At 44.0% G+C, this 24,485-nt stretch carries 25 protein-coding genes; 17 read left to right on the top strand and 8 right to left on the bottom strand.

The features are described from left to right. Positions 1-221: 221 nt before the first annotated feature. From AC07M6_RS17890 to AC07M6_RS17880, 3 genes are all read left to right on the top strand, one after another. Positions 222-1,976 (top strand): M61 family metallopeptidase, encoded by a 1,755-nt coding sequence (locus tag AC07M6_RS17890; RefSeq protein ID WP_494891757.1) that lies wholly within the window; start codon positions 222-224, stop codon positions 1,974-1,976. A 296-nt stretch (positions 1,977-2,272) separates the two neighbouring features. Beyond that, a complete protein-coding gene (locus AC07M6_RS17885; protein ID WP_494891755.1) occupies positions 2,273-2,428 on the top strand; it encodes a lmo0937 family membrane protein in 156 nt (51 codons plus the stop codon). A gap of 154 nt (positions 2,429-2,582) precedes the next feature. Next, positions 2,583-3,134: an NADPH-dependent FMN reductase gene (locus AC07M6_RS17880; RefSeq protein ID WP_494891753.1), complete on the top strand. Its 552-nt coding sequence runs from the start codon at positions 2,583-2,585 to the stop codon at positions 3,132-3,134. 121 nt (positions 3,135-3,255) lie between these two features. On the opposite strand, the gene AC07M6_RS17875 is transcribed toward AC07M6_RS17880, so the two are convergent. Continuing rightward, positions 3,256-4,056, bottom strand: coding sequence for a DUF3108 domain-containing protein (locus tag AC07M6_RS17875; protein WP_494891751.1), 801 nt, complete (start codon positions 4,054-4,056; stop codon positions 3,256-3,258). 169 nt (positions 4,057-4,225) lie between these two features. Here AC07M6_RS17875 and AC07M6_RS17870 point away from each other — a divergent pair, with 169 nt between their 5' ends. Continuing rightward, complete coding sequence (locus tag AC07M6_RS17870; RefSeq protein WP_494891749.1) at positions 4,226-4,657, top strand: SPW repeat domain-containing protein; 432 nt, start codon at positions 4,226-4,228, stop codon at positions 4,655-4,657. Positions 4,658-4,797: 140 nt separating this feature from the next. Here the strand turns inward: AC07M6_RS17870 and AC07M6_RS17865 are convergent, their stop codons facing one another. Next, positions 4,798-8,109, bottom strand: a complete 3,312-nt coding sequence (locus AC07M6_RS17865; RefSeq protein ID WP_494891748.1) for a vitamin B12-dependent ribonucleotide reductase — start codon at positions 8,107-8,109, stop codon at positions 4,798-4,800. Positions 8,110-8,421: 312 nt separating this feature from the next. Between AC07M6_RS17865 and AC07M6_RS17860 the strand changes: the two genes are divergently transcribed. The 8 genes from AC07M6_RS17860 (at position 8,422) to AC07M6_RS17825 (ending at position 15,882) form a co-directional block, all read left to right on the top strand. After that, positions 8,422-9,162 (top strand): 3-keto-disaccharide hydrolase, encoded by a 741-nt coding sequence (locus AC07M6_RS17860; protein ID WP_494891747.1) that lies wholly within the window; start codon positions 8,422-8,424, stop codon positions 9,160-9,162. A gap of 138 nt (positions 9,163-9,300) precedes the next feature. Then, positions 9,301-10,320, top strand: a complete 1,020-nt coding sequence (locus AC07M6_RS17855; RefSeq protein ID WP_494891746.1) for an FAD:protein FMN transferase — start codon at positions 9,301-9,303, stop codon at positions 10,318-10,320. Continuing rightward, on the top strand, positions 10,321-11,523 hold the full coding sequence (locus tag AC07M6_RS17850; RefSeq protein ID WP_494891744.1) for a Gfo/Idh/MocA family protein: 1,203 nt from the start codon (positions 10,321-10,323) through the stop codon (positions 11,521-11,523). It begins immediately after the preceding gene. A gap of 185 nt (positions 11,524-11,708) precedes the next feature. After that, complete coding sequence (locus AC07M6_RS17845) at positions 11,709-12,329, top strand: hypothetical protein (RefSeq protein ID WP_494891743.1); 621 nt, start codon at positions 11,709-11,711, stop codon at positions 12,327-12,329. A 1-nt stretch (position 12,330) separates the two neighbouring features. Continuing rightward, positions 12,331-12,984, top strand: coding sequence for a hypothetical protein (locus AC07M6_RS17840; RefSeq protein ID WP_494891742.1), 654 nt, complete (start codon positions 12,331-12,333; stop codon positions 12,982-12,984). A gap of 10 nt (positions 12,985-12,994) precedes the next feature. After that, positions 12,995-13,786 (top strand): sensor histidine kinase, encoded by a 792-nt coding sequence (locus AC07M6_RS17835; RefSeq protein ID WP_494891740.1) that lies wholly within the window; start codon positions 12,995-12,997, stop codon positions 13,784-13,786. Positions 13,787-13,792: 6 nt separating this feature from the next. Then, entirely contained in the window at positions 13,793-14,434 is a 642-nt protein-coding gene (locus tag AC07M6_RS17830; protein ID WP_494891738.1) for a response regulator transcription factor, read from the top strand. Between the two features lie 74 nt (positions 14,435-14,508). Then, positions 14,509-15,882: a DUF418 domain-containing protein gene (locus AC07M6_RS17825; protein ID WP_494891736.1), complete on the top strand. Its 1,374-nt coding sequence runs from the start codon at positions 14,509-14,511 to the stop codon at positions 15,880-15,882. Positions 15,883-15,936: 54 nt separating this feature from the next. On the opposite strand, the gene AC07M6_RS17820 is transcribed toward AC07M6_RS17825, so the two are convergent. The 6 genes from AC07M6_RS17820 to AC07M6_RS17795 all read right to left on the bottom strand — a co-directional run bounded on the left by AC07M6_RS17820 (position 15,937) and on the right by AC07M6_RS17795 (position 20,279). Continuing rightward, positions 15,937-16,698 (bottom strand): hypothetical protein, encoded by a 762-nt coding sequence (locus tag AC07M6_RS17820; protein ID WP_494891734.1) that lies wholly within the window; start codon positions 16,696-16,698, stop codon positions 15,937-15,939. 108 nt (positions 16,699-16,806) lie between these two features. Beyond that, a complete protein-coding gene (locus tag AC07M6_RS17815) occupies positions 16,807-17,469 on the bottom strand; it encodes a 4'-phosphopantetheinyl transferase family protein (RefSeq protein ID WP_494891732.1) in 663 nt (220 codons plus the stop codon). Beyond that, positions 17,466-17,720, bottom strand: coding sequence for an acyl carrier protein (locus tag AC07M6_RS17810; protein WP_494891730.1), 255 nt, complete (start codon positions 17,718-17,720; stop codon positions 17,466-17,468). The genes AC07M6_RS17815 and AC07M6_RS17810 overlap by 4 nt, the downstream gene beginning before the upstream one ends. 3 nt (positions 17,721-17,723) lie before the next feature. Then, positions 17,724-18,992 carry a beta-ketoacyl-[acyl-carrier-protein] synthase family protein gene (locus AC07M6_RS17805; protein WP_494891728.1) on the bottom strand — a complete coding sequence of 423 codons (1,269 nt, stop codon included), beginning with the start codon at positions 18,990-18,992 and terminating at the stop codon, positions 17,724-17,726. After that, positions 18,989-19,450, bottom strand: a complete 462-nt coding sequence (locus AC07M6_RS17800) for a 3-hydroxyacyl-ACP dehydratase FabZ family protein (protein WP_494891726.1) — start codon at positions 19,448-19,450, stop codon at positions 18,989-18,991. The genes AC07M6_RS17805 and AC07M6_RS17800 overlap by 4 nt, the downstream gene beginning before the upstream one ends. 16 nt (positions 19,451-19,466) lie before the next feature. After that, positions 19,467-20,279: an SDR family oxidoreductase gene (locus tag AC07M6_RS17795; RefSeq protein ID WP_494891724.1), complete on the bottom strand. Its 813-nt coding sequence runs from the start codon at positions 20,277-20,279 to the stop codon at positions 19,467-19,469. Between the two features lie 368 nt (positions 20,280-20,647). Here AC07M6_RS17795 and AC07M6_RS17790 point away from each other — a divergent pair, with 368 nt between their 5' ends. From AC07M6_RS17790 to darB, 5 genes are all read left to right on the top strand, one after another. Continuing rightward, positions 20,648-21,133 (top strand): hypothetical protein, encoded by a 486-nt coding sequence (locus AC07M6_RS17790; protein ID WP_494891723.1) that lies wholly within the window; start codon positions 20,648-20,650, stop codon positions 21,131-21,133. A gap of 196 nt (positions 21,134-21,329) precedes the next feature. Next, positions 21,330-21,635 carry a DUF6922 domain-containing protein gene (locus AC07M6_RS17785; RefSeq protein ID WP_494891722.1) on the top strand — a complete coding sequence of 102 codons (306 nt, stop codon included), beginning with the start codon at positions 21,330-21,332 and terminating at the stop codon, positions 21,633-21,635. A gap of 6 nt (positions 21,636-21,641) precedes the next feature. After that, positions 21,642-22,286: a nucleotidyl transferase AbiEii/AbiGii toxin family protein gene (locus AC07M6_RS17780; protein ID WP_494891720.1), complete on the top strand. Its 645-nt coding sequence runs from the start codon at positions 21,642-21,644 to the stop codon at positions 22,284-22,286. Positions 22,287-22,301: 15 nt separating this feature from the next. Then, positions 22,302-23,201, top strand: a complete 900-nt coding sequence (locus tag AC07M6_RS17775; RefSeq protein WP_494891719.1) for a hypothetical protein — start codon at positions 22,302-22,304, stop codon at positions 23,199-23,201. Between the two features lie 15 nt (positions 23,202-23,216). Beyond that, on the top strand, positions 23,217-24,365 hold the full coding sequence (gene darB, locus AC07M6_RS17770; RefSeq protein ID WP_494891718.1) for a dialkylresorcinol biosynthesis protein DarB: 1,149 nt from the start codon (positions 23,217-23,219) through the stop codon (positions 24,363-24,365). The last annotated feature ends 120 nt before the right edge of the window (positions 24,366-24,485 follow it).

Below are 24,485 nucleotides of genomic sequence, written 5' to 3'. Positions count from 1 at the left end.
TTAGAAGTGATGTGGCCATTTAACCACAAAGGGCACAAAGGTTTTTCACAAAGAGCACAAAGCTATAAGTGCCATTCATCCTAATAAATGATATTAAACCGAGCCTTTGTGTTTTTCCCTCTTTGTGCCCTTTGTGGTTAAACAATAAAATCCCCATATTTTTCTAAATTGCGCTTATGAAAAAACACTTGTTATTTTTTACAACCTGTTTACTAAGTATAATGATGAGCCAAAAAAGTGACGCCGCGGGCAATTTACAGATCAGCTATAACCTTTCTTTTCCTGAAGCGCAGGCACATTATATGGAGGTGGAGATGGACATCAGCGGGATTACGCAGCCATTTATTGATTTGAAAATGCCGGTTTGGACGCCGGGATCGTACCTGGTTAGGGAGTACGCCAAAAATGTAGAATCGCTAACGGCCTGGAGCGGCAATAATGCTTTATCTGCTAAAAAGAGCAATAAAAACACCTGGCATGTATTAACCAACGGGGCACATGCTGTAAAGGTAAAATACCGTATTTATTGTTTTGAAATATCGGTGCGTACCAGCTTTATTAACGTGGCGCATGGCTTTGTTTCCAGCGCGGGGACGTTTTTGTATCCCGCTGGGAAGCTCAATAATCCGTCTACCATCCACATTAAACCTTACAAAGGCTGGGATAAAGTTTCTACCAGTTTAGATATGGTTGGGAATGACCCTTTTACCCTGCACGCGCCTAATTTTGATATCCTGTACGATTCGCCCATTGAAGTGGGTAACCAGGATGTATTTGGCTTTGACGCTGCCGGTGTAAAATACGAAGTGGCCATGTGCCTGGGCGGTAACTATGATAAAGAGCGCCTGAAAAAAGACCTGAAAAAACTGGTAGAGAAAGAAACCGAAATATTTGGCGAAAACCCTAACAAACGCTACGTATTTATTGTACATAACTACGCCAAAGGCGGCGGTGGTTTAGAACATTTAAGTTCGACCGTATTGGGCGCTGCGCGCGATGGTTATGCCTCTGAAGCTGGTTACCAACGCTTTTTGGGACTGGCCGCACACGAGCATTTTCACCTGTGGAATGTAAAGCGTTTGCGCCCCATTGCCTTAGGTCCGTTTGATTACGATACAGAAAACTATACAACCAACCTTTGGATAGCCGAAGGCTTCACCAATTATTTTGATAACCTGGTGATACACCGTTTAGGTTTATATACTACCGAAAACTATTTAACCACCCTTTGCGGGGATATCAACCTGATTGAAAATACACCCGGAAATAAAGTACAGCCATTATACGAGGCCAGCTTTGATGCCTGGATAAAATACTATCGCCCTAACGAGAATAGCACCAATACCAGCGTGTCTTACTACAGCAAGGGATCGGTAGTAGCGATGATGCTTGATTTGGAAATTATACAGGATAGCAAAGGCAAATACTCGCTTGATGATGTGATGAAGTACATGTATAACGAGTATTACAAAACCAAAAAACGTGGCTATACCGACGACGAATTTAAGCACGGTCTTGAAAAATTTGCCGGTAAAAACCTGGACGGGTTTTATAAAAAATACATTTACGGCCTGGACGATGTAGATTACAACAAATACCTGGGCTATGCCGGCTTAGAGCTAACCAACGATCTGGAAAAAAATAACGATCCATCATTGGGTATTACTACGGTTGCCGGCCCGGGTGGCCGCACATTGGTAGCAACCGTAGTAAGGAACGGCAGCGCCTGGATGGATGGCATTAATGTAAATGATGAGCTAAACACGATAAATGGGCAACCATTTACAGATCTGCCTAATGCTATGGCCGGCAAAAAACCAGGGGATAAAATAATGGTAAATGTAACCCGCGATGGCCTGCCTTTAACATTGCCGGTAACCTTATTAAAAAACAGGCAGGTAAAATATCGCATAACCAGTATTGCTAACCCATCGGCCCGGCAAATAGCTGTGCGCGATCAATGGTTAAAGCAATAATACGCGTATTTAATAACTATATTAAATATTATTATTATTACCATAACTGAATATATAGTTCATTTGAAGTTAAAAAAATTCCAAATTCATTATTTTTTCATGAAAAAAATAGTAATTTGGCAACTTATTATATGGGCCGGTGTCCTCATCGGCCTAATTGTGATAAGGTTTAGGTTGAAAGTCCCCTGGCGGCGAGCGCTCAGGGGGCTTTTGTTTTTTTACCTATACTAAAACCTTTTCTTCCTTTTTGATATTATTATAGTAGAAAAACATTTTTTTAACTAAAACAATCTACTATGAGATCATTATTGTATATCATCGCCATCATCCTCATCATTGGATGGGCGTTGGGCGTATTCATGTATTCGGCAGGTGGCCTAATCCACGTATTATTGGTTATTGCGATTATCGCCCTGCTGTTGGGCCTTATCCGAAGGTCGGCGGCTATATAACCAGATAGATTTTTACATGACCCGGCTAACAGCCGGGTTTTTTGTTTAATCAGGTCCCGGCTAATCATATAAATCCGTTTGATCAACGTCAAATTATAAAATAAAATGCTTCGTTTTGACCTGATATCGGCACATTTGCCCAAACTATTAAAACATGCGTATCGAAATTATTTCGGGCAGCCCACGCCACGTAAGCGTAACTAAAAGAGTGGCTACCCATCTTCATCAATTTTTTACCGATAAAACCGAACATAGTATTGGCCTGATAGATATGCGCGAGCATGAATTGCCCATGGTGCAATCCGTTTTTTCATCGCCCGAAAAAGCGCCCGAGCAATTCCGCGAACTGGCCGAACGCATGTTTGCAGCCGATGCTTTTATCATTGTAACCCCCGAGTATAACAGCAGCTATTCACCTGCTATGAAAAACCTGTTCGATCATTTCCCAAAACAAATGCATAAAGCCTTCGGGTTGGTTACCGCATCGGTTGGCGCCTTGGGTGGTATGCGCGCCGCGCAGCAATTATTGTTGTTAATGGGCGGCTTGTTTGGCATTGCCTCGCCTAATATGCTGGTTACCCCGTTTGTCGACAAAAAATTTGATGGCGATGGCAACCTGCTCGATGAATCATTTCAAGCCAGTATAGATACCTTCGCCCACGAGTTTTTATGGCTGGCCGAGCGAGTTCACCTTAAAACGTTATAATTCCCCTCTTGAGAGGGGTTAGGGGTGTGTCCTTTCTACGATATCTTGATGGAATGACACACCCCGATGAAAGATTGTGCAATTTATAGGCCGGTGCATCCCCTCTCCAGAGGGGAAACTCCTATTTAAACCTTGCCATCATATCCGGCGTAGTACCCGGCATTTTTATTTTGTAGCGGTATGATCCGTTAAACTCGTCCTCTTCCTTTAAAAACTCATGGCCTTTTTTACTGATCCAAAAACTTTGTGAATAGGTGCTGCCATTAGGCGCCTTGCCTTCCTGGCGCAGTATCCAGCAATCGGTTTTGGTATTATCCAGCAGGGTGATCACTTCGCTGCCGGTTACTTTATATAAAGTATATTTTGGCGGGGTTTGGCCGGCATCGTAAAAATTGATGGCAAAGGTTTTCCCGGCGGCCAGCGGCAGCATCTCAAACGTTTCAATATCCAGGTTCCAGTTAAAGGTGGGATCGGTAAAAGCCAGTGTGAAGTCTTTTTTGGTATTGGTAGCTACCGTATCAGCCCCGGTTATTTTTATGGCCGACCAGTTATAGGCCCGGCTTTTATCACCGTTTGATTCGGCATGATATATCGGCGCGAAATCACTGGCTTTATTTACCGAATATACAGTACGGTAACTTAAGCTATCGGCACCAAACCAATGCTGGCTGATGTTGAATACGGCTTGCCCATCGCGCGTGCCGGTTTTAATATCGCGCAGCCAAAACCAAAACCGCAATGTCCGTTTTTGTGCCGGTTGCTGAAAGTAAATAAGATATTGCTTTAAGCCGGGTTTTAAATTGGCTGTATTCAACTGATGTCCCTTTTTAAAGTTAATAGTATCTACAGCCTGAGCATTGGCGGTTGCAATGCCCGCAACAATAAGCACAGTGGTAGTAACGGAGTAAAAGTAATTGCGCATAACGATCGGTGGTTTGTTACTGTAAGATTATTTACGCATTACTTTGTTACAAGCACATTGCTTAAAAATAATTAATTGGAATTGCCCCAATAAAATCAATTCAATCTGAAACAAATCAAATCAAAATTATATTTTTGTAAAAAATAGGATCACAAATTTATACTTGCATATGAAAGGCTTTATTTCAAATACATTTTTTGGATATTTTAATTACCTGCTGGCCGTTGTTATGATGGCATCGCCATGGCTGTTTGGCTTTGTGCATATGGGCGGCGCGGCATTGTTCTTTCCGTTTATGTTTGGCTGGCACCAATTGCTTATGGCTATTTTCAGCCGCGCAAAAGGTGGCATGGTAGGTATCTTCCCTATCCAAATGCATTTGTTTTTAGATACCATCTCGGGCTTTGTATTACTTTGCACCCCATGGATGTACGGTTTTGCCCATAAAGGTGTTTGGTTACCGCATGTAATTTTTGGTTTGATTATCCTGATTTTAGGTATCTACACCAAAAATTCTCCGCTTACTAACCAGCCGCACGAAATGGTGCCTGAGCGCGGTATCCAATCAACCGATGCGCACGAAGGCCGCATGATGGTTTAATTTAAGCTAAAAGACTAAAGCGGAAGGCATAAAGCCCTTGCGCACATTTTTAAAGATAAAAAGGCCACGGTACCCCGTGGCCTTTAAACATTAAACTAAAATATAAACAGAGAGCTGTCCCGAGCCATCGGGACAGTTTATCAGGAGCATCCCATAGAACTGCCGCAGTTCAAACATTTATAACAGGTACCCGAGCGCACGGTAGTATGCCCGCACACATTACAAGCCGGCGCATCACTTTGCACACCCATGCTTACATCAAAACTCAGCTGCTTTTTAACCGTATTGCCCGCAACTACAGGTTCATAAACATTGGTTTCATCAGGATTAAAATCATCATCGCTTAGCTGGGGGTTGCCGGTAATGGCATTGTGCCCGTCAAGCACATGCACCAGGTCGGTGCGGTTCTGGTACTCGTACCCCAGCATCCTAAAGATGTAATCGATAATAGAAGTAGCGCTTTTAATATTGGCATGCCCCATTACCATACCAGCGGGTTCAAAGCGGGTAAAGGTGAATTTCTCCACATATTCTTCCAGCGGAACGCCATATTGCAAACCAACCGAAACGGCAATAGCAAAGCAGTTCATCAGCGAACGGAAAGTAGCGCCCTCCTTATGCATATCCACAAAAATCTCGCCCAGGGTACCATCCTCATATTCGCCGGTGCGCACAAATACGGTTTGCCCGTCTATACTGGCTTTTTGGGTAAAACCCCTGCGTTTGGCCGGCAGGCTCTTCTTTTGCACCACGCGCGAAAGCTCGCGCATAAAATTGGTATCCTTTGATTTCTCCATGATGGCGATGGCGGCCTCGATCACCTGTTCGGGTGTTAAATCGCTTAACCGTACGTTGGCGGCTTCGCCTAATACTTCCTCCACGGTTTCCAGCTTATCGTCGGCTTCCTCTTTTACATCCGATTTGGTAGACAGTGGCTGCGATAATTTACAACCATCGCGATATAGCGCGTTAGCCTTTAAGCCCAGCGCCCACGAAAGTTCGTAGCAATCTTTAATCTCATCTACCTTGGCCTCGTTAGGCAGGTTAATGGTTTTGGATATAGCGCCCGAAAGGAATGGCTGCGCAGCTGCCATCATTTTAATATGCCCGTGCGCGTGGATGTAGCGTTCGCCTTTGGCGCCGCATTTATTGGCACAGTCAAAAATCTCGTAGTGTTCCTGTTTCAGGTGTGGCGCCCCCTCAATGGTCATGGTGCCGCAAATAAACTCGTTAGCCTCGGCAATTTGCTGACGGCTGAAACCTAAGCCACGCAGCAGGTTAAAATCGTGACTGTTGTATTGCTCGGGTGTAAAGCCCAGGCGTTTCAGGCAATCTTCGCCTACCGTCCAAACATTAAAGCCAAAACTAATCTCAAAGGCCGATACCATCGCTTTATCCAGTTTATCCAGTTCGGCATCGGTAAAGCCTTTGGCCTTCAGGCTTTGCAGGTTAATATGCGGCGCGTTACTTAACGTAGCGCTGCCTTTTGCATAGTTGATAATAGTAGTGATCTCGTGCTCGGCGTAGCCCAAATTACGCAGGGCAGCAGGTACCGCCTGGTTAATAATTTTAAAGTAACCACCGCCGGATAACTTCTTGAATTTCACCAAGGCAAAATCGGGTTCAATACCCGTGGTATCGCAATCCATCACCAAACCAATGGTGCCGGTAGGCGCGATAACGGTGGTTTGGGCGTTGCGGTAGCCGTATTTTTCACCCATCTCCAATGCCTTATCCCAGGCATTACAGGCAGCCGAGAGCAGGTAATCAGGGCAAGCTTTTTGGTCGATACCCGGAGGGGCAATCTCTAAACCCTCGTAATTTTCGGTTGAGTTATAAGCCGCGTAACGATGGTTGCGCATGACACGCAGCATATGTTTCTTATTTTCTTCGTACCGGCTAAAAGTGCCTAACTCTTTAGCCATTTCGGCCGATGTGGCGTAGGCGGTGCCGGTCATTATCGCCGTAATAGCGCCGCCAATGGCGCGGGCCTTGTCGCTATCGTAAGGGATACCGTTTACCATCAGGGCCGAACCTAAGTTGGCATAGCCCAGGCCAAGCGTACGATAATCATACGATAATTGCGCCACTTCTTTTGACGGGAATTGCGCCATCAATACCGAAATTTCCAGTACGATGGTCCAGATGCGGCAGGCATGTTCAAAACCTTCCACATCAAAAGCGCGGGTTTGTTTATCAAAGAAATGTTCGAGGTTAATGGAGGCCAGGTTACAGGCCGTATTATCCAAAAACATATATTCCGAACATGGGTTAGATGCGTTAATGCGGCCACCTTCGGGGCAGGTATGCCATTCGTTTATGGTGGTATCAAACTGTACGCCCGGATCGGCACAGGCCCAGGCCGCGAAGGCGATATCATCCCACAGTTTTTGTGAGGGCACGGTTTTGATAGCCTTACCACTCATGCGGCTGATCAGGTCCCAGGCATTGCCACCTTTTAAGGCGTGAAAAAACGCGTTGGGGATCCGCACCGAGTTATTAGAGTTTTGCCCAGATACCGTACGATAAGCCTCCCCTTCATAATCAGACGAGTAACCGGCAGCAATCAGCGCGGCCACTTTCTTTTCCTCCTCAACTTTCCAGTTTACAAAGTTCTCTATCTCGGGGTGGTCCAGATCGAGGCATACCATTTTGGCCGCCCTGCGGGTTGTCCCGCCCGATTTGATGGCCCCCGCGGCACGGTCACCTATTTTAAGGAAAGACATTAAGCCTGATGAGTAACCACCGCCCGAAAGCTTTTCGTTATCGCCGCGGATCTTGCTAAAGTTGGTGCCCACACCCGATCCATATTTAAAGATCCGGGCTTCGCGCACCCACAGGTCCATAATACCGCCATCGTTCACCAGGTCGTCATCCACCGAAAGGATAAAGCAGGCGTGCGGTTGCGGGCGCTCATAAGCCGAGGTTGATTTGCTGAGTTTCTCGGTTACCGGGTCTACATAATAATGCCCCTGCGGTTTACCGGTAATGCCGTAACTGCTATGCAAGCCGGTATTAAACCATTGCGGCGAATTGGGGGCCGCTAACTGACCGACTATGGTATAAACTATCTCATCATAAAAAACCTGCGCATCATCCGCGGAAGCGAAATAATTATAATTTACGCCCCACTCTTTCCAGCAGTTGGCCATGCGGTGGGCCACTTGTTTTATGCTTTTTTCGGACCCGAGTGTACCATTAGGTTGCGGCACGCCCGCCTTGCGAAAATATTTCTGCGCCAAAATATCCGTAGCCACCTGCGACCAGGTTGATGGCACTTCAACATCGTTCATCTCAAAAACGGCATCGCCAGATGGATTGCGGATAACCGATGAGCGTTTATCGTAATTAAACAGGTCGTAAACAGAAATGTCATCTTTAGTAAAGTACCTGTTTAACTTTAAACCTTTACTATCTGTAGCGGCTTTCTTTTTAGTAAATTTTTTGCCCATAAGTATCTATTCGATTAATTTGCCGTTAAGAAATTGTGAAGGGGTTTTAAACCAAATTTATCTTTCACATCAACCGATATCAATTCATAGTTTTCCACATATCAACATGGATGTGCCTCCATTTAAAATCGGATAGGATAGCGCACTAAGTTTGAGTTATTTAATGTTGTTGAAAACTTGCGGAAACAGCTATTAACACATTGTTTGTTGATTATGTTAATGAGTTATCATAATTTGCTATCCTGACTTAATATTTAATATTAAATTAGACGGTAATTTGTCAATAACCAATTTATAAAACTACATACCTCAATGAAAAATTTAAGATTAACCTGTGTTATTTTATTCCAGTTAGCGGCTGTTTCGGCCATTGCACAAAAACTGAACACCCTTACCGCGAAAGAGAAAGCTGATGGCTTTAAACTGTTGTGGGATGGCAAAACCGGCGAGGGATGGCGCGGGATATTTAAAGATAAATTCCCCGATAAGGGCTGGGAAATGAAAGACGGCCTTTTAACCGTACAAGGATCTAACGGGAAAGAAGAAGGCCTTGGCGGCGATATTGTAACCGTTAAGGAGTATCAGGCTTTTATATTTAAGTTTGATTTTAAACTGACCGAAGGCGCTAACAGCGGCGTAAAATACTTTGTTACCGAACAGGAAAAGACAGAAAAATCGGGCATTGGCCTGGAATACCAGGTGCTGGATGATGAGCGCCACCCGGATGCTAAATTAGGCCGGGACGGCGACCGTAAGCTGGCATCGCTGTACGATCTGATCCCATCAAACAAACCGGCGGCTGTTATTAAACCTATTGGCGAATGGAATTCGGGCGAGATCAGGGTTTACCCGAATAACCATGTAGAACATTGGTTAAACGGTGTTAAAGTGCTGGAATACGAGCGCGGATCGAAAGCGTTTAAAGACCTGGTAGCCATTAGTAAATATAAAGTATGGCCTAACTTTGGCGAAGCGCCTAAAGGCCATATCCTATTGCAAGACCATGGCAATACGGTGTTTTACAGAAACATGAAGATAAAAGTGTTGAAATAAGGCTTTAAATAAAATAAGCTGGCGCAAGTTTACGGGCAGGCCGTGCAATGGCTTAACTTGTGCCGGGATATAGAAAGTCTGTGACTTCCTATTAATAGCGATGGACTTTACCCATCGCTATTATTGTAAAAATACAAAATGAAGATAAGGCGTATTATTGGATGGGGAATGATGTGGGGTTTGATATTGCAAGGCTTCACCTTGTTTAAGCCGCTTAAAAAATTCCATATCCAGGGTTACTCGCAGGGTACCACTTACCAGGTTACTTATTATGCTGCAGATAGTGCTGTTACCCAAAAGCAAACCGACAGCATCCTTGCCCGCCTGGATAGGTCGGTATCCCTTTATCAGTCCAATTCACTTATCTGTAAATTTAACGCATCCCCGAAAGGGATCATGATCGACCATGATTTTAAAATACTGGTACAAAAGGCGCTGGAAATAAACCGGGCTACCGGCGGCCTGGTTGATATTACCGTTAAACCCCTGGTTGATGCCTGGGGCTTTGGGGTAAAAAAGCCGGCGCACTTCCCCGATTCGACACAGGTAAAGGCTCTGCTAAAAAATATCGGTCCTGATAAAATCTGGCTGGACGGTAGTTTTCTGCATAAGCGCCTGCCGGGTGTACAGATTGATTTAAACGGCATAGCCCAGGGCTATGCTGCCGACCTGTTAGGCTATTTTTTAGAACAAAAACACATTTACAATTACATGACCGAAATAGGCGGCGAGTTGCGCATAAAAGGCCATAAGCCCGGAGGCGAACCGTTTAAGGTAGGTATAGAAGCTATTGACGGGGATGATATTAACCCCGCCCCTTTGCGCAAGGTGATAGCGCCGGGTGATGGCGCTGTAACTACATCGGGCAATTACCGTAAGCATTTAGCGGCCGGCGGAAAACAAATCTCGCATATAATGGATCCTAAAACAGGGTATCCCACCCAAAACGAAATGATCAGCGTTACGGTTTGGGCCCGGGATGGCATTACGGCCGATGGGTACGATAACGGTTTTATTACAATGGGACTAAAGCGAACGCTTCTGTTTTTGCAGAAAAGAACCGATATTGGGGCCTATATCATTTACCAAAAACCTAATGGCGCTATAGCGGATACGGCTACCGCCGGATTCAGAGGATATAAACAGACAGACAGATAAATGGAAAGACGGATCTTTATTAAAAACACCGGCATGCTGGCTGGTGGACTGCTCATTAATAAAACACAAAATATTTTTGGCAGTGACGTTGCGGAGATAGTGAAGGTAGGTATAGTAGGTTGCGGCGACCGCGGCAAAGGCATTATGCAGGTAATTGCGCAATTGCCCGATAAGTTTAAGATAACAGCTATTTGCGATGTGCTGGATTTCCGTTTAGCCGAAGCCAATAAACTGAATAAAACAGGTGATACCTGGAAAAGCTATACCGATTATCACCGGCTAATGGATGATAAAAATGTGGATGCCGTAGTGGTTGCCACTCCGCTGAATATGCACTACCCGGTTGCGGTGGCCGTGCTAAAGGCTGACAAGCATTTGTACCTGGAAAAAACCATGACCTACAACATCGATCAGGCGTTGGATTTGGTGAAGATGGTAAAAGCACGGCCTAAACAGGTGGTGCAGGTGGGTCACCAATACCGCTACTCGCCTTTGTATTACCGGGTGAAGGAAATGATAACCAAGGGCTACCTGGGCAAAATCAGTCAGGTTGATTGCCGGTGGGACCGCAACGCCAACTGGCGCCGGCCGGTGCCAAGCCCCGGACTGGAACGGCAGATTAACTGGCGCATGTACAAAGAGTATTCGGGCGGCTTAGTGGCCGAACTGCTATCGCACCAGATTGATTTTATAAACTGGGCCTTTGATACCCACCCCGAGGAATTTATAGCTACAGGCGGTATTGATGTTTTTAAAGATGGCCGCGAAACTTACGATAACGTGCAGGTAGTACTGCGTTACCCCGAACAAGGCATGATAGGCAATTTTGGCGCCACCTGCGGCAACTCGCGCGATGGCTACCTGTTTAAAATAAAAGGCACCAAAGGCACCGTATCATTACTGACAGACCAGGGCATGTTTTATCCCGAAAAGGAATTGCTGAAAGGCAATGATGTGGTAGATGGTGTTACCGGCGCTACCCGCATTGTATGGAATAAAGAAGGCGGCACCCCTATACTGCCCGAACGAACCAAAGATGGCACATGGTATGCCCTGGGCGATTTTTACAGCAAAATAGGATCGGGCAAACTGCCCGACAGTAATATTTACACCGGGGCTAAAACCGCGGTATGCGTTGCCCTGGCTAACCAGGCTCTTTATAACAAGCAGATCACTTACTGGAAAAAGGAGTATTCGGTTTAACAGCCCGATAGCGAAATAATATAAGCCGCCCCTATAACCGGGGCGGCTTTTCTGTTTAATGCTCTTTTAAAAAAGGCGATTTTACGGTATGGAAAAGGGCATAACTGCGCAAATCATTTTATGGATTAATAAGGACATTAGCACTAATTAATTTTATATTCACGTTAAACTTAAAACCACACATCATGAAAATTTCAGTACTATCAATTTTAATTGGCGTAGTAATTGGCCTGCTCGGCGGTTACTATTGGGGAAAATCAACAGGCGGAAAAGCAGGTTTTACCGATGCCAAAAATCTAACAGATGACGACAAGGCATTCATTTCAAAACTGTATGCTGATAGTTCGTTTACTTTAGTTGACCCTCCCGAAGAGTCCCGCCCTATATCAAATGGAATGGCAAGAAAGCTGATTAAAGAATTTCAAAATCAAAATGGAGGCTCGTTATTCAGGTTAAGAAATATAAAGCAGGATTTACTAAATGGTTATTTTGTTGACAGGAAACATTTAGATGAGATTTTAGCAGATAAAAGCTGGGATGGTGTTAGTGTTTATTTTGCAAAAGACAGCGTGGCATCAATCCGTTTCCCTAATAAGCGGATTTACACACTTGTTTATATGGGCGGACGCTACAAAAACAAAACACTTAAAAAAGATATTACAAACGACCGTTTAGTGCCCAGAACTTTAAGATCTGGAACGGAAGATACGCTGGGATTCGACTTTGTAAAACCCTGCCCGGATGCTTGCGGAAACTTTTTGGGAGGCGGCAGCGGCGTAGCAGCTTCGCCTAAAACAAAAAAATAATATGTCTTTAGATCTGGTTTTTTATATCTCGTTATTAAGCGTTATTACTTTATATGGGTTGGTTGGGTTTAAAAAACTCACCAATCCATTTAAATATCTAACATTAACTATAGCTATTATTTGGCTTAGTGAGATTGCTTCAAGGATACTGGCTATAACTATAAAAAATAACAACCCTACTTATCATGTGCTTTGCATACTGCAGTATATTGGGTTTACACTTGTTTTTAGCAGTTTGTTAAATGGTAAATTGTTAAAAAAAATGGTTCGTGCGTCAGCCATTCCATTCACCATTTTAGCCCTGATTAATACCATTTTTTTCCAGACGTTTTTTAATTTCCCCTCAAACATCATTATGTTAACCTATCTGTTGTTTATCGTATTTGCGCTCATTTTATTTATGCAAATGCTTGATGCACCTAAAGAAATAAACATTGTTAAACAGGGGGTATTTTGGTTCAACTGCGCTATGCTGGTGTATTCCATTTTGATCCCTGTATGTTTTGGCGTATTAAATTACCTGATCAAACAACATCTAAATACCGGAATTTTACAGGATTTTATAGAATACACAGCCTTTGTTTACTACGCAACTTTAGGTTACGCTATTTATCTTGACAAAAAACATAATGAATACGTGGTTACTTTGGTATAACCGTTAAAATATGATTCAATTAGGGGTAGATATCTATTTGATACTTTTAGCAGTAATTATTTTGCTGACGGGCTTAACGGGCTTTATTATTTATTTTTTAGTATTATACCGTAAAAAGCAGGTATTGCATTTAATAGAACGGGAAAAACTTGCAGTAAGGTTTCAACAGGAGTTGTTAAATACTCAAATCGAAATCCAGGAACAAACCATGCAAACCATTGGCGCCGACCTGCACGATAATATTGGCCAATTGCTCAGTCTTACTTCGCTCACCTTAAACTCGGTGGAGCTGGAGGGGCAGCCCAAAGCCAAAAAGAAGGTAGATGCCGCTATCGATCTTACCCTGCGGTCGATAAAAGAACTGCGGCAATTAGGTAAGCTGTTACAGGGCGATCAGCTGATAGCCATAGGCCTGGCCGAGGCTATCCGGCATGAAATTGACTGGGTAGAACGGGCGGGTAAATTCCAGGTAACTTATATTGATGAAGGAGATATACCCAAGATCGGGAACGCGGATAAAGACCTCATCATCTTCCGTATTTTGCAGGAGGCGCTGAATAATATCATCAAACACGCATCGGCCAGCCATATCAATATCAGGTTAGAGTATCACGGCACCCTGCTGCATTTGCATATTAATGATAACGGAATAGGTTTTGATACCGCTAACCTATCTGCCGAAAAGCAGGGCATGGGCCTGCATAATATCCATAAGCGGGCAGGTATTATCGGGGGCGAGGTATTGATCCGATCGAACCCCGGCGAGGGCACCGGTATAACTATTATCATTCCATATCCTTAAAATATCATGGAGACAGAACCAATTTTAATTGCCATAGTTGATGACCATACGCTTTTCCGTAATGGCGTTAACGCCTTAATGAGCGAGTTTGACGAACTGAAAGTGGTATTTGAGGCAGATAACGGCAAGCAATTACAGCAATTACTGCTAACGCATCCTATACCGCAGGTGGTACTGATGGATATCAATATGCCCCTAATGGATGGTTACGATACTACTGCCTGGCTAAGAGCAAATTATCCGCAAATAAAAGTACTGGCGCTTAGTATGTTTGAAGATGATAAAGCCGTGATACGCATGATCCGCAGCGGGGCCAGTGGCTATGTGCTGAAAGAATCGAAACCAAGGGAGCTATTGGAAGCCATTAAAACCATTGTGACTAAGGGCGTATATATTAACGAATTGGTTTCGGGGAAATTAATCCGCTCGGTAGGCGGGAAAGATGATGAGCCCGAATTGACAGCTAAGGAACTGGAGTTTTTAAAACTGGCCTGTTCAGAACTGACCTATAAGGAAATTGCTGACAAAATGTATGTAAGTCCCCGCACAGTTGATAACTACCGCGAATCGCTGTTCCAAAAGCTAAACCTGAAATCGCGTACGGGAATCGTATTATATGCTATACAAAACGAGATCTTTAAGTTTTAAAGTGCTTGATAATGTGAGTGATAGATGGTAGCTTAGTGTTAATTACTATTGTTAAACACAAAAATCATTATCACATGTCTGCTTTAGCTGCCACAGATGCGCCCATCGCATCGCCATTAAAAAAGAAAGAACGTATCCTGTTTATCGATTCCATCCGCGGTATAGCCCTGTTGGGTATATTGCTGATGAATAGTATGGCGCAAAGCCAATCGCACTGGTTTTATGCATTTATGAATTTAAACCAGCCTATAACCGGTAAAAACTTTTGGGCCTGGGTAATTGAGATGGGTGTTTTTGAAGGGACCATGCGCGGCTTATTTTCGATATTATTTGGCGCAGGCACTATATTGCTAATTGAGCGTTTAGAGAAGACCCGAGGGCACATTGATGCTGCCGATATTTATTACCGCCGTATATTATGGCTGCTGGTATTTGGCCTGATTAACGCCTTTATATTCCTGTGGCCGGGAGATATTTTATATTTCTATGCCATGTGCGGGCTGGTGTTGTTCCCTTTCCGTAAAATGTCGCCCCGTAATTTGTGGATAGGCGTATTCCTAATGCTGGCATTTGGCACTTACCGCGATACTGCCGCCTTGTATAACCGTAAGGAAACTATTACCAAAGGCAGGCAAGCTGAAGTGTTGAAAAAGCAACATAAAAAACTAAGCAAAGAGCAAACCGCCGACCTGGAAAAATGGAACAGCTTTCGTGATAAGAACGATAGCAAAGGCTTTATGAAGCAAGCTGCAGAAGAAACGGTTAAAATACAAACCGCCACCTATCCTAAACTATTTGCCTACCTGCGCGATGTTAATATGGAGTTAGAGAGCGTTGGCCTTTATAATGGCTGGTGGGATATGCTGTTGTTCTTTTTTATTGGCATGGCGGTGTATAAGTCGGGCTTTTTAATAGGAAGTAGTCCCACCTGGCTTTACGTACTGATAGCCGTTTTAGGTATTGGCCTTGGCCTGGCCATTAATTATATGGGTTTAAAAGCAATGTACCATGCCCGCTTTGATGGTGTAAAACTCACTGAGAGTGCACCTTTTGAAATATATCAAATAAGGCGTTTAATACAAACTATGGGCTATTTAAGCCTGCTGATATTACTTTACAAAGCAAACGCTCTGCGTGGGGTGTTTCACCTATTTGCGCCGGTTGGGCAAATGGCATTTACCAACTACCTGTCCCAATCCATATTCGCGGCAATTATATTTTATGCTATGGGTTGGTTCGGGCATTTTCAGCGGTACCAGGTTTACGAGATTGTGGCCTGCATCTGGATCTTTCAGATCATTACCAGCAATATCTGGTTAAGGTATTACCTGTTCGGGCCGTTTGAGTGGTTATGGCGTAGCCTAACCTATATGAAATTACAGCCCATAAAGCGGGTAAAAGAGGATGTAACACCCGATAGTGTGTCGGGAACTGTAGCAAACTTGTAACAAAAAAAGGAGTGGCTGATAATAGCCACTCCTTTTTTATAATGCTGTACAAAATTACTTCTTTATCGCATAGCCCAGCCCAATATTTAAGCTTACAAAAACCGCGCTTTGCTTGTTAGTTGGCCCATTGTTTAAATTGTAGTTATTACCAATTTTCCATTTGGTACTGGTGGCCTGCAGATAGTAACCAACCCTAACCCCAATTGGGATATTACGCTGGATAGTGTAGCAGTCCATTTGCTTAGGCTTTAATTTAATTAAATAATCAAAACCGCCACCAAATTCAAAACCCAAATTAGCGTTCCAAATCGTTTTACTGGCCGTGGTATTTAATATCTCGGTCGAAAAATCGGATGTGCTTTGCGTACGGTTATCATCCTGGATCCGCAGCATCCCTTCGGATAGGTTTAAACCAACAAAAGGATACAAACGCACATTCTCGTTTTTTGAAACGTTGTAAGCAGCCCGGGTATAAAACTGAAACTGATTATACTTTGCTCTGATGCCGTTAGTCGCATTGCGATCGCCGGTCGACGTAAATGTGCCGCCTAAGCCATCTTCAAAAAGCCAGTTTTTATGTACATGGCTCATACCTAAGTTAAGCCATACATTATTATCAGGCAATGATGGGATCAAATTTTTATTCAGGATGGCATTTAATTGTCCCAAATTGCTTTGGCGGTAGGTTACCTGTATTTGCGCCGCGCCGGCAATACTCTTTTTAAACCAGCCTTCGCTTTTGGTTTTCTCGGTTTGGGCCTGGGCTACAGTTAAAACAGCAAGGGCACATAGCGTTAATGTCAGTTTTTTCATCATGGTTAATCGGGTATTTATACGGTTAATAATAACCCCATACTTTTTGTTTTGATTATCGTACTACTTATACATACGATGAAGCTTGCGCACAGGATTTTAAAACAGTAATTATTCCGAAACAGTAATGCCATACCCCACCCACTCGCCATGGTGCGATAAAGAAAGCGGCATATCCATATCCTGCCCGCCAGCCATAAGATAGGGCCAGCCGTGCGTACTTTTGCCTATGGTAAATTCCTTTTCGGGATACATCATTTTTAATCTGTCCATTAAAAAAGCGCGAACAGCAGCCGACTGGCTTTCCGGATCGCTAACGCCGATATGCTTTACCCCCCAGTACACATCTTTAAAAGTGGGGTCTAAAGAAGCTATGGTGCAAACCAACTCGTCGCGGTCTATTATAGACCGCGCATATAAAGTTTGGGAATGGAAAACCACTTCGCTTTTAAAACAGGCTACATCATAAAAACCATGCAGTTCCAGAGTGGCGGGGAAAATATACACGTCAGTTTCGGGCGGCTCAATATGGGTGATCACCGTATTTACCGGCGAAAAAATGAGGCCGGGCTGGTGCCTTTGCAGGCATTTATAGGCCGATTCTTTAACCGACCATAGCAGCCAGACAAAGTATTCGAACGGGAGGGTATTAAAATGATCCAGGTAAAGCTCCTGCTCGGTAATAGCTAATATTTTAGAATAAAACGCTGAAGTATTGGTACGGATCTTATCAATGGTTTTTAAAGCAATAATATCGTTGCCGATGCTGCTCATTTTCCATTTAACCTTTCGGCAATTACATCAATGCAGCTGCCAACGTTTATCATTTTTTCGGCATCATCGTAATCAATCTCTACGTTATACTTTTCTTCCGCGTCTATGATGATATCAACCAGGTTAGCCGAGTTAATTTTCAAGTCTTTTATCAGGTCGGTATTTTCGTTAATGCCTGCCAACTGTTCTTTATCAAGGGTATAAGGTGCCAGTATTTTTTTTAACTCGTCTAAAATTTCTGTTCTGTTCATTTGTTATTTATATTTTGAAAATATTAAGCAGGTGTTAACATCTCCAAATCCAAAATTAGCCTTTGCTAATATATTAATATCTTTATTAACCTGTGTAAGTGGTATACAATCCATATCTATCAATTGTGTTATCCCGGGGTTCGGATCTTCCAGGTTGATATTTGGGTGGGCAAAGTTATGCTTTATTTGCAAAATAGCCGCCACCGATTCTATCGACCCTGCCGCGCTTAAACAATGCCCAATCATCGATTTTAACGAATTGATCAGCGGGAAATCTTTACCCTCGCGCTTTAACGCCGTAGCCCAGTTTTGCACCTCCTGCTTATCGGCCATGGTTGCTGTTAAATGCCCGCTCACCAAATCTATATCATCGCCATGAATACCAGATGAAATTATGGCGTCGGTAATACTTTTTATCACGCCTGTTGGGTTTGGCGCTGTCATGCTGCCGCCGCCACGCTGCCCGCCCGAGTTGCTGCTGCCACCCAATATCTCGGCATAAATAGTGGCGCCGCGCCCCAACGCAAAATCCAGATCTTCCAATATCAAAGCCGCCGCGCCCGAACCGGGTACAAAGCCGCCGGCAGTGGCACTCATTGGCCGCGATGCTTTTTCAGGCTCGTCATTAAACTTACGCGATAATACCCGCATACTATCGAACGCGCCATAAACGTAAGGGTCAACATATTCGCTGCTGCCTACCAGCATCCGCCTGGCCGATCCATGCTTAATATATTCGTATCCCATTAAAATGGCCTGTGTACCCGTAGCACAGGCGGCCGAGTTGGTGGTGATCATGTTCCCCAAACCCAGGCGGCCGGCTATATAGCTGGTTACCCCGCTGTTCATGGCCTGCTCCACCACCCGCGACCCTAATTTGCGGGCCTCTTTATTATCTACCCGGATGATCACGTTTTTCATGGCCTCGGTATCGGCCACGCTGTTACCAAAAATGCAGCCGGTATCCCAGCGCGGTTCATCGGTATCGTATTCAAAACCTGCATCGGCCCAGGCATCCAGCGCGGCGGTAATGCCGTAGCCGATGTTAGTGCCCTTTAGGCCGTGGAAAGTAACTTCCGAAATATATTTCTTCAAACTGTCCCACTCAAAAGCGGGTACACCCGCTACCTGGCAACTAAAATTCAGTTCCTGGTATTGTGGTATAAACCTTATGCCCGAAACGCCGTTTTGTATTGCATTTAAAAACGCGGGCGCCCCTACGCCGTTGGGCGATACTACACCTATACCGGTAACTACAACGCGCCTGTTCATTTTAATGCGTCCACATGTTTAATAATCCCGCTGAACATGCCCTTGGCCACCAGTTCCCCACTGCTGTCCAGCATCTCTACATAGCATTTCAGCTTCCCAAAACGGAAGTATTGCTTTTTGGATACTACCGTTACTTTTTGCCCCGGCAGCACCATTTTAAAAAACGACACGTCGGTTGATGTTAACAAGGGAAACAGATCGGTATCCTCGCTAAAATTCAGTTCGGTATCTTTCAATATTAAAAATATACCCATTACCACCAGGCCAATTTGCGCCATAATTTCGGTAATGATCACGCCCGGTGTTATCGGGTTTCCTGCAAAATGGTCTTCGTAAAAAAACGCGTCCTCTTTGGGGGTAAAATCGCCAATCACTTCATCTTCGGTTAGCCGGGATATATTATCCACAAAACGGAAAGACGATTTATAGGGCAGATGGTTTAATATATGGTTCTTCATTCGGTATTTTAAATGCTTAACGGCAATGCTCGCCGCCATCAACATGGATCAGGCTGCCGTTTATCCAGGCGGCCTCATCGGTACATAGTAAATAAATTACGTTGGCTACATCCCGCGGCACGGTCATCCGTTTTAAGGGGTTGCGTGTTTGGGCTATTTCCAACAGTTTTTCGCTTCCCGGTATTTTTTGCAGGGCCGCGGTGTTAGTAATACCAGCCTGTATCAAATTTGTTTTAATGCCGTATGGCGCAAACTCTACCGCCATATAAGTAGTAAGGCTTTGCAGCGATGCTTTGGCAATGGCCACTGCAGCGTAGGCATCCCAATGTTTATTAGCGCCCTCGCTGGTGAGGCCTACAATACGGGCATCGGTATGGAACAAGCCGGCAGCTAAAATATCGCGGGCCCAGTCCAGCAGGCTATTGCTCATGGCGTAGGTGGTCATCTGGATATCTTCTACACTCAGCAGGGATTGTTCCATAGCCGAATCCGGATCTGCCACCAGGGGCTTCAGATTACCCCGCGCTACCGAATGCAGCAGCAGTTTAACCTTACCGGCTTTATCGGGTGTGCTGAAATCGTTGACAAATGCTTGCCGCGATGCCATATCGAGTACATTTAAATTGAAGGGTAAAATGCTGACAGAATTTTCGGCTGCTATTTTGGTAAAAGTGTCTGTAGCCTTCCTTGCCGTAGCAGATGGTTCACGGAAAAGCACGGCGATATTCATGCCATTAGCCGCCAGTTTTTCAACCGCAGCCAGGCCAAACCCGCTCGATCCGCCTAATATTATTGCCCATAAATCCCCAAAAGGTAGTTGTTTATTCACTCAGCAGCGTTTTAAACTATATCTGTTAACATCCGTCATACTTACCGGATGCTTAATTAAATAACCTCAAAATAAACAAAATAAATTGATTTTTAGTGTATGATACCGGCTAAACGTTGCAACGGATATATTATTGAAATAATAAATCAATTTACGGGCCTTATTGTTTTATGTGTTGATTTATTAAAAACAACCGCAATCGCTCGGCTCCAGCCGAGTGATGCCTATTTCCCGGCCTCCGGCCGCTGTTGAATATGGTTATGGTTTACTTCGGCCGGAGGCCGGGTAATACCGTGTCACTCGGCTGGAGCCGAGCGACTGTATTATGGGTGTAGCGGTTAATGTTTTTTTATTATGTTTGATTGCTTATGAAAATGAAGAGAATTTGGAAGGCGGCAGTGATAACGCTTATCCTGATGACGGCCCGGACTACCGCAAATTGCGTTTTTGCACAAAAAATGGACAAAAGCGCCTTTTATGCTACCATGGCTTCGGGTAAAATTGATGATATTGAGCGGGAGCTGGCCGTTTTAACCGATAATGAACAAGGCTATGCCGGGGCCTTACTGATCCGTAAAGCCGGTTTGCCAAAGGTTAAAGCGCGGTTAAAACTTTTTAAGGAAGGAAAAGCCAAACTGGAAGCTGCCCTGGCTAACGATCCTGATAACCCCGAACTGCACTTTTTGCGCCTCAGCATACAGGAACATTCTCCTAAAATTGTAAAGTATAAAGCCGACCTGCAAACCGATAAAGCATTTGTTGTCAAACATTTTGACAAGCTATCGCTTGTAGTACAGCGTGCCATAAAGGATTACAGCAAGGATTCGAAGATATTAAGACCCGAAGATTTATAATTATAAACAATAATAAATAAACAAAATTGTTTACTTTTGAATTGTGTTAGATAATTTAAACATTATAAAAGGTATACATCCGGGAATAATACTGGAGCGCGAGCTTAAAAAAAGAAAGCTTGCAAAAAGCCGTTTTGCCCTTTCCTTACAGGAATACCCCCAAGTACTGGGAGAAATTACCAAGGGAAAAAGAAAAATGAATATACCCCTGGCGCTTAAAATAGAACAGGCCTTGGGTTTAGAAGAAGGCTACTTAATGATGCTGCAATTGTTTTACGATATTAAACAGGAAAAGCATCGGCAACACCTTAATATACACCCCGATTTGTCTAAACTTAGGCCAGTGCTTTTTTGGGATACAAAAATGGATAAAATTGATTGGGTAGATCAAAAAAGGGCTGTTATCGCGCGTGTTTTAGAACGGGGAAACGAAGAAGAAAGAAAAGAGATTGAGCGGTTTTACGGTAAGGAAAGCATTAACGCTGCTTTACTTAATAAATAGTGTTTGATGTTGTATTTTAACACAGTAAGCCCGGCATTAAAAACGGCACTCGAAACAATAATGGATGCAGATGTTTTTGCTGCTTTCAGGTTAGTTGGCGGCACTTCTTTAAGTTTGCAGCTCGGCCATCGGATGTCGGATGACATAGATTTGTTTACCGATGCAGCTTATGGGAGTATTGATTTTAAAATGATTGATAGCTACTTAAAAGAGATTTTCCCATATACGGAGTTCTCTAATATTGAGCCGGTAGGTATGGGCAAATCCTATGCTGTTGGCAATAGCAATCGCGAAGCGGTAAAATTGGATGTGTATTATGCCGATACATTTATCCGCGAAGCATTAAATGTTCAAGGCATTCGGATGGCAACAATAGAAGATGTGATTGCCATGAAAATAGATGTGATACAAAGAGGCGGTCGAAAAAAGGATTTCTGGGATTTGCATGAATTATTGGATAAATATCCATTGAAACAGATGTTATTACTTCATGCAGAACGCCATCCGTATAACCATGATGCTGATCTTATTTTAAATAATTTAAAAAGCTTTGATAAAGCAGACAACGATTTTGACCCGATTTGTTTAAACGGAAAATACTGGGAAATTATAAAACTTGACTTGGTAGAGGCCTTAAATAACCATTACTAATTAACTGAAAAACGGATGAGTAAAAAGGTATTAGCCATTTATTATACCCAATCGGGGCAGATGACCGACATTATGGAGAATTTTACGGCCCCCCTGATTGCAGGCGGCGCCGATGTCGACCTGATTTCGGTGAAGCCGGTGGTTGATTATAATTTCCCCTGGACCGGCAGTCGTTTTTTTAGCGTAATGCCCGATTGCCAGTTAGGTGTACCTACCGAGTTGCAGGAATTTGAATTAAAGCATGATAGCTATGATCTCATTATCCTGGGTTATCAGCCATGGTTCCTTTCGCCAAGTATCCCATCTAACTCCATTATTCAGCACCCCAAATTCAGGGCGGTGGTAAAGGATACCCCAGTGGTGACAATATCGGCAGGGCGCAATATGTGGCTAAACGCCTTCGATAAAATAAAGCTATTGCTGGCCGATGCCGGTGCCAAGTTTATAGGCAACGTAGCCCTGGTTGATACCAACCCTAACTTTGTAAGCTTTATCACCATATTTTACTGGATGCTCACCGGCAAAAAAGAACGTTATTTAAACGTGTTTCCCAAACCGGGTGTGTCCGACGATGATATTAAACACACCGGCGTGTACGGCGAAGTGCTGGCCAGGCGGCTTGAACCCGGCAACTGGGATGGCCTGCAGCAGGAATTGGTTGATGCCGGAGCTGTTAAAATTAAATACCCGTTAATGGTAATTGAAGGCAAGGCCGGAGTGATTTTTAAGGTTTGGGCAAAATTTATTTCAAAACGGCAAAACAAAATACCCTGGATATCAGCTTTTAAGTATTACTTGTTTATAGCATTGTTTTTGGGCGCGCCAATACTGCTTACTTTAGATGCGATTTTTCTGCGTCCGTTCACCCAGAAGGGTATCCGGGCCAAAAAGCAGCACTATTTATTGTTAAACTAAAACTAATCTAAATATATGTCTTTGCACCAGGTTTATATCAATAGTACCTCGGCTTATTTCCCCAACAACCCCGTAGCTAACGACGAGATGGAGGAATACCTGGGCTATATCAATGGTAAACCATCCAAGTCAAAAAAGATCGTTCTGCGCAATAATGCCATTACCAACCGCTATTACGCGCTGGAAAAAGGCGGCAAAGCCACTCATACCAATGCCCAAATGACAGCCCTGGCGGTACGCGCATTGTTTAATAACGATGCCGATAAGCTAAAGGAAATAGAATTGTTAAGCTGCGGCACCTCATCGCCCGATCAGATGATGCCCAGCCACGGTGTAATGACACACGGCTGGCTGCCCGAAGCCGGTGGTATAGAAGTAGTATCGCCCGCGGGCGTTTGCTGCGCCGGAATGCACGCGTTAAAATTTGCTTATTTGGCTATAAAAGCAGGCGAAATAAAAACAGCGGTTGCCACCGGATCTGAAAGATTTTCGGGCTTATTGGTAGCCGATGTGTTTGAAGAAGAAGCACAAAAGCTGATAGAACTAAACGAGAACCCTTACATCGCTTTCTCTAAAGATTTTCTGCGCTGGATGTTATCCGACGGCGCCTCGGCATTTTTATTGTCCGACCAGCCAAATCCGGACGGTATCAGTCTGCGTATTGAGTGGATCGAGGGTGTATCCTACGCTAACGAGATGGAACCCTGTATGTATATGGGTGCCGAAAAGGAACTTGACGGCAGCTTTAAAGGCTTTATGGATTATACGCCCGAAGAGATCATGACCAAATCTATCTTCAGCGTAAAGCAGGATATCGCTTTGTTGAGTGATAATATTGTTCCGCTGGGCGGCAAAAAGATCAGGGAGATATTTGAGAAAAAGGGCTTAACCGTTGATGATATCGACCATTTTCTGCCGCATATTTCCAGCAACTTTTTCAAAGGCAAGATCTTTGATATGATAGAAGAATACGGCGGCGGCATCCCTTACGAGAAATGGTTTATTAACCTGTACACCGTAGGTAACGTAGGCGCGGCATCCATCTATTTAATGATCAATGAGCTATTCCGCAGCGGGAAGTTGAAAAAAGGAGAAAAACTGTTGTTGCTGGTGCCGGAGAGTTCAAGGTTCAGCTATATGTATGCGATGTTGACGGTGGTGTAGATACCAGCCCCCTCATCCCCTTGTCATTGCGAGGAGCAAGTGGGGAGACTGTGAAGTGGCGCGACGTGGCAATCTCATAGGCAGGTCCTCGTTGCTTGTCCTATGGGATTGCCGCGCTAT

This window comes from Mucilaginibacter sp. GW821-FHT07H05 (assembly GCF_059418485.1).
The sequence above is the reverse complement of the archived record's forward strand: the minus strand, read 5'-3'. Positions and strand labels throughout refer to the sequence as shown.

Bases quoted from the DNA above. Each gene is read 5' to 3' on its own strand.
- AC07M6_RS17775 (WP_494891719.1), top strand. From the start codon at position 22,302: ATGAGTAAAAAGGTATTAGCCATTTATTATACCCAATCGGGGCAGATG.
- AC07M6_RS17815 (WP_494891732.1), bottom strand. From the start codon at position 17,469: ATGAGCAGCATCGGCAACGATATTATTGCTTTAAAAACCATTGATAAG.
- AC07M6_RS17870 (WP_494891749.1), top strand. From the start codon at position 4,226: ATGAAAGGCTTTATTTCAAATACATTTTTTGGATATTTTAATTACCTG.
- AC07M6_RS17825 (WP_494891736.1), top strand. From the start codon at position 14,509: ATGTCTGCTTTAGCTGCCACAGATGCGCCCATCGCATCGCCATTAAAA.
- AC07M6_RS17805 (WP_494891728.1), bottom strand. From the start codon at position 18,992: ATGAACAGGCGCGTTGTAGTTACCGGTATAGGTGTAGTATCGCCCAAC.
- AC07M6_RS17890 (WP_494891757.1), top strand. From the start codon at position 222: ATGATGAGCCAAAAAAGTGACGCCGCGGGCAATTTACAGATCAGCTAT.
- AC07M6_RS17840 (WP_494891742.1), top strand. From the start codon at position 12,331: ATGTCTTTAGATCTGGTTTTTTATATCTCGTTATTAAGCGTTATTACT.
- AC07M6_RS17885 (WP_494891755.1), top strand. From the start codon at position 2,273: ATGAGATCATTATTGTATATCATCGCCATCATCCTCATCATTGGATGG.
- AC07M6_RS17875 (WP_494891751.1), bottom strand. From the start codon at position 4,056: ATGCGCAATTACTTTTACTCCGTTACTACCACTGTGCTTATTGTTGCG.
- AC07M6_RS17800 (WP_494891726.1), bottom strand. From the start codon at position 19,450: ATGAAGAACCATATATTAAACCATCTGCCCTATAAATCGTCTTTCCGT.
- AC07M6_RS17835 (WP_494891740.1), top strand. From the start codon at position 12,995: ATGATTCAATTAGGGGTAGATATCTATTTGATACTTTTAGCAGTAATT.
- AC07M6_RS17855 (WP_494891746.1), top strand. From the start codon at position 9,301: ATGAAGATAAGGCGTATTATTGGATGGGGAATGATGTGGGGTTTGATA.
- AC07M6_RS17860 (WP_494891747.1), top strand. From the start codon at position 8,422: ATGAAAAATTTAAGATTAACCTGTGTTATTTTATTCCAGTTAGCGGCT.
- AC07M6_RS17785 (WP_494891722.1), top strand. From the start codon at position 21,330: ATGAATATACCCCTGGCGCTTAAAATAGAACAGGCCTTGGGTTTAGAA.
- AC07M6_RS17820 (WP_494891734.1), bottom strand. From the start codon at position 16,698: ATGATGAAAAAACTGACATTAACGCTATGTGCCCTTGCTGTTTTAACT.
- AC07M6_RS17790 (WP_494891723.1), top strand. From the start codon at position 20,648: ATGAAAATGAAGAGAATTTGGAAGGCGGCAGTGATAACGCTTATCCTG.
- AC07M6_RS17880 (WP_494891753.1), top strand. From the start codon at position 2,583: ATGCGTATCGAAATTATTTCGGGCAGCCCACGCCACGTAAGCGTAACT.
- AC07M6_RS17845 (WP_494891743.1), top strand. From the start codon at position 11,709: ATGAAAATTTCAGTACTATCAATTTTAATTGGCGTAGTAATTGGCCTG.
- darB (WP_494891718.1), top strand. From the start codon at position 23,217: ATGTCTTTGCACCAGGTTTATATCAATAGTACCTCGGCTTATTTCCCC.
- AC07M6_RS17810 (WP_494891730.1), bottom strand. From the start codon at position 17,720: ATGAACAGAACAGAAATTTTAGACGAGTTAAAAAAAATACTGGCACCT.
- AC07M6_RS17850 (WP_494891744.1), top strand. From the start codon at position 10,321: ATGGAAAGACGGATCTTTATTAAAAACACCGGCATGCTGGCTGGTGGA.
- AC07M6_RS17780 (WP_494891720.1), top strand. From the start codon at position 21,642: ATGTTGTATTTTAACACAGTAAGCCCGGCATTAAAAACGGCACTCGAA.
- AC07M6_RS17830 (WP_494891738.1), top strand. From the start codon at position 13,793: ATGGAGACAGAACCAATTTTAATTGCCATAGTTGATGACCATACGCTT.
- AC07M6_RS17865 (WP_494891748.1), bottom strand. From the start codon at position 8,109: ATGGGCAAAAAATTTACTAAAAAGAAAGCCGCTACAGATAGTAAAGGT.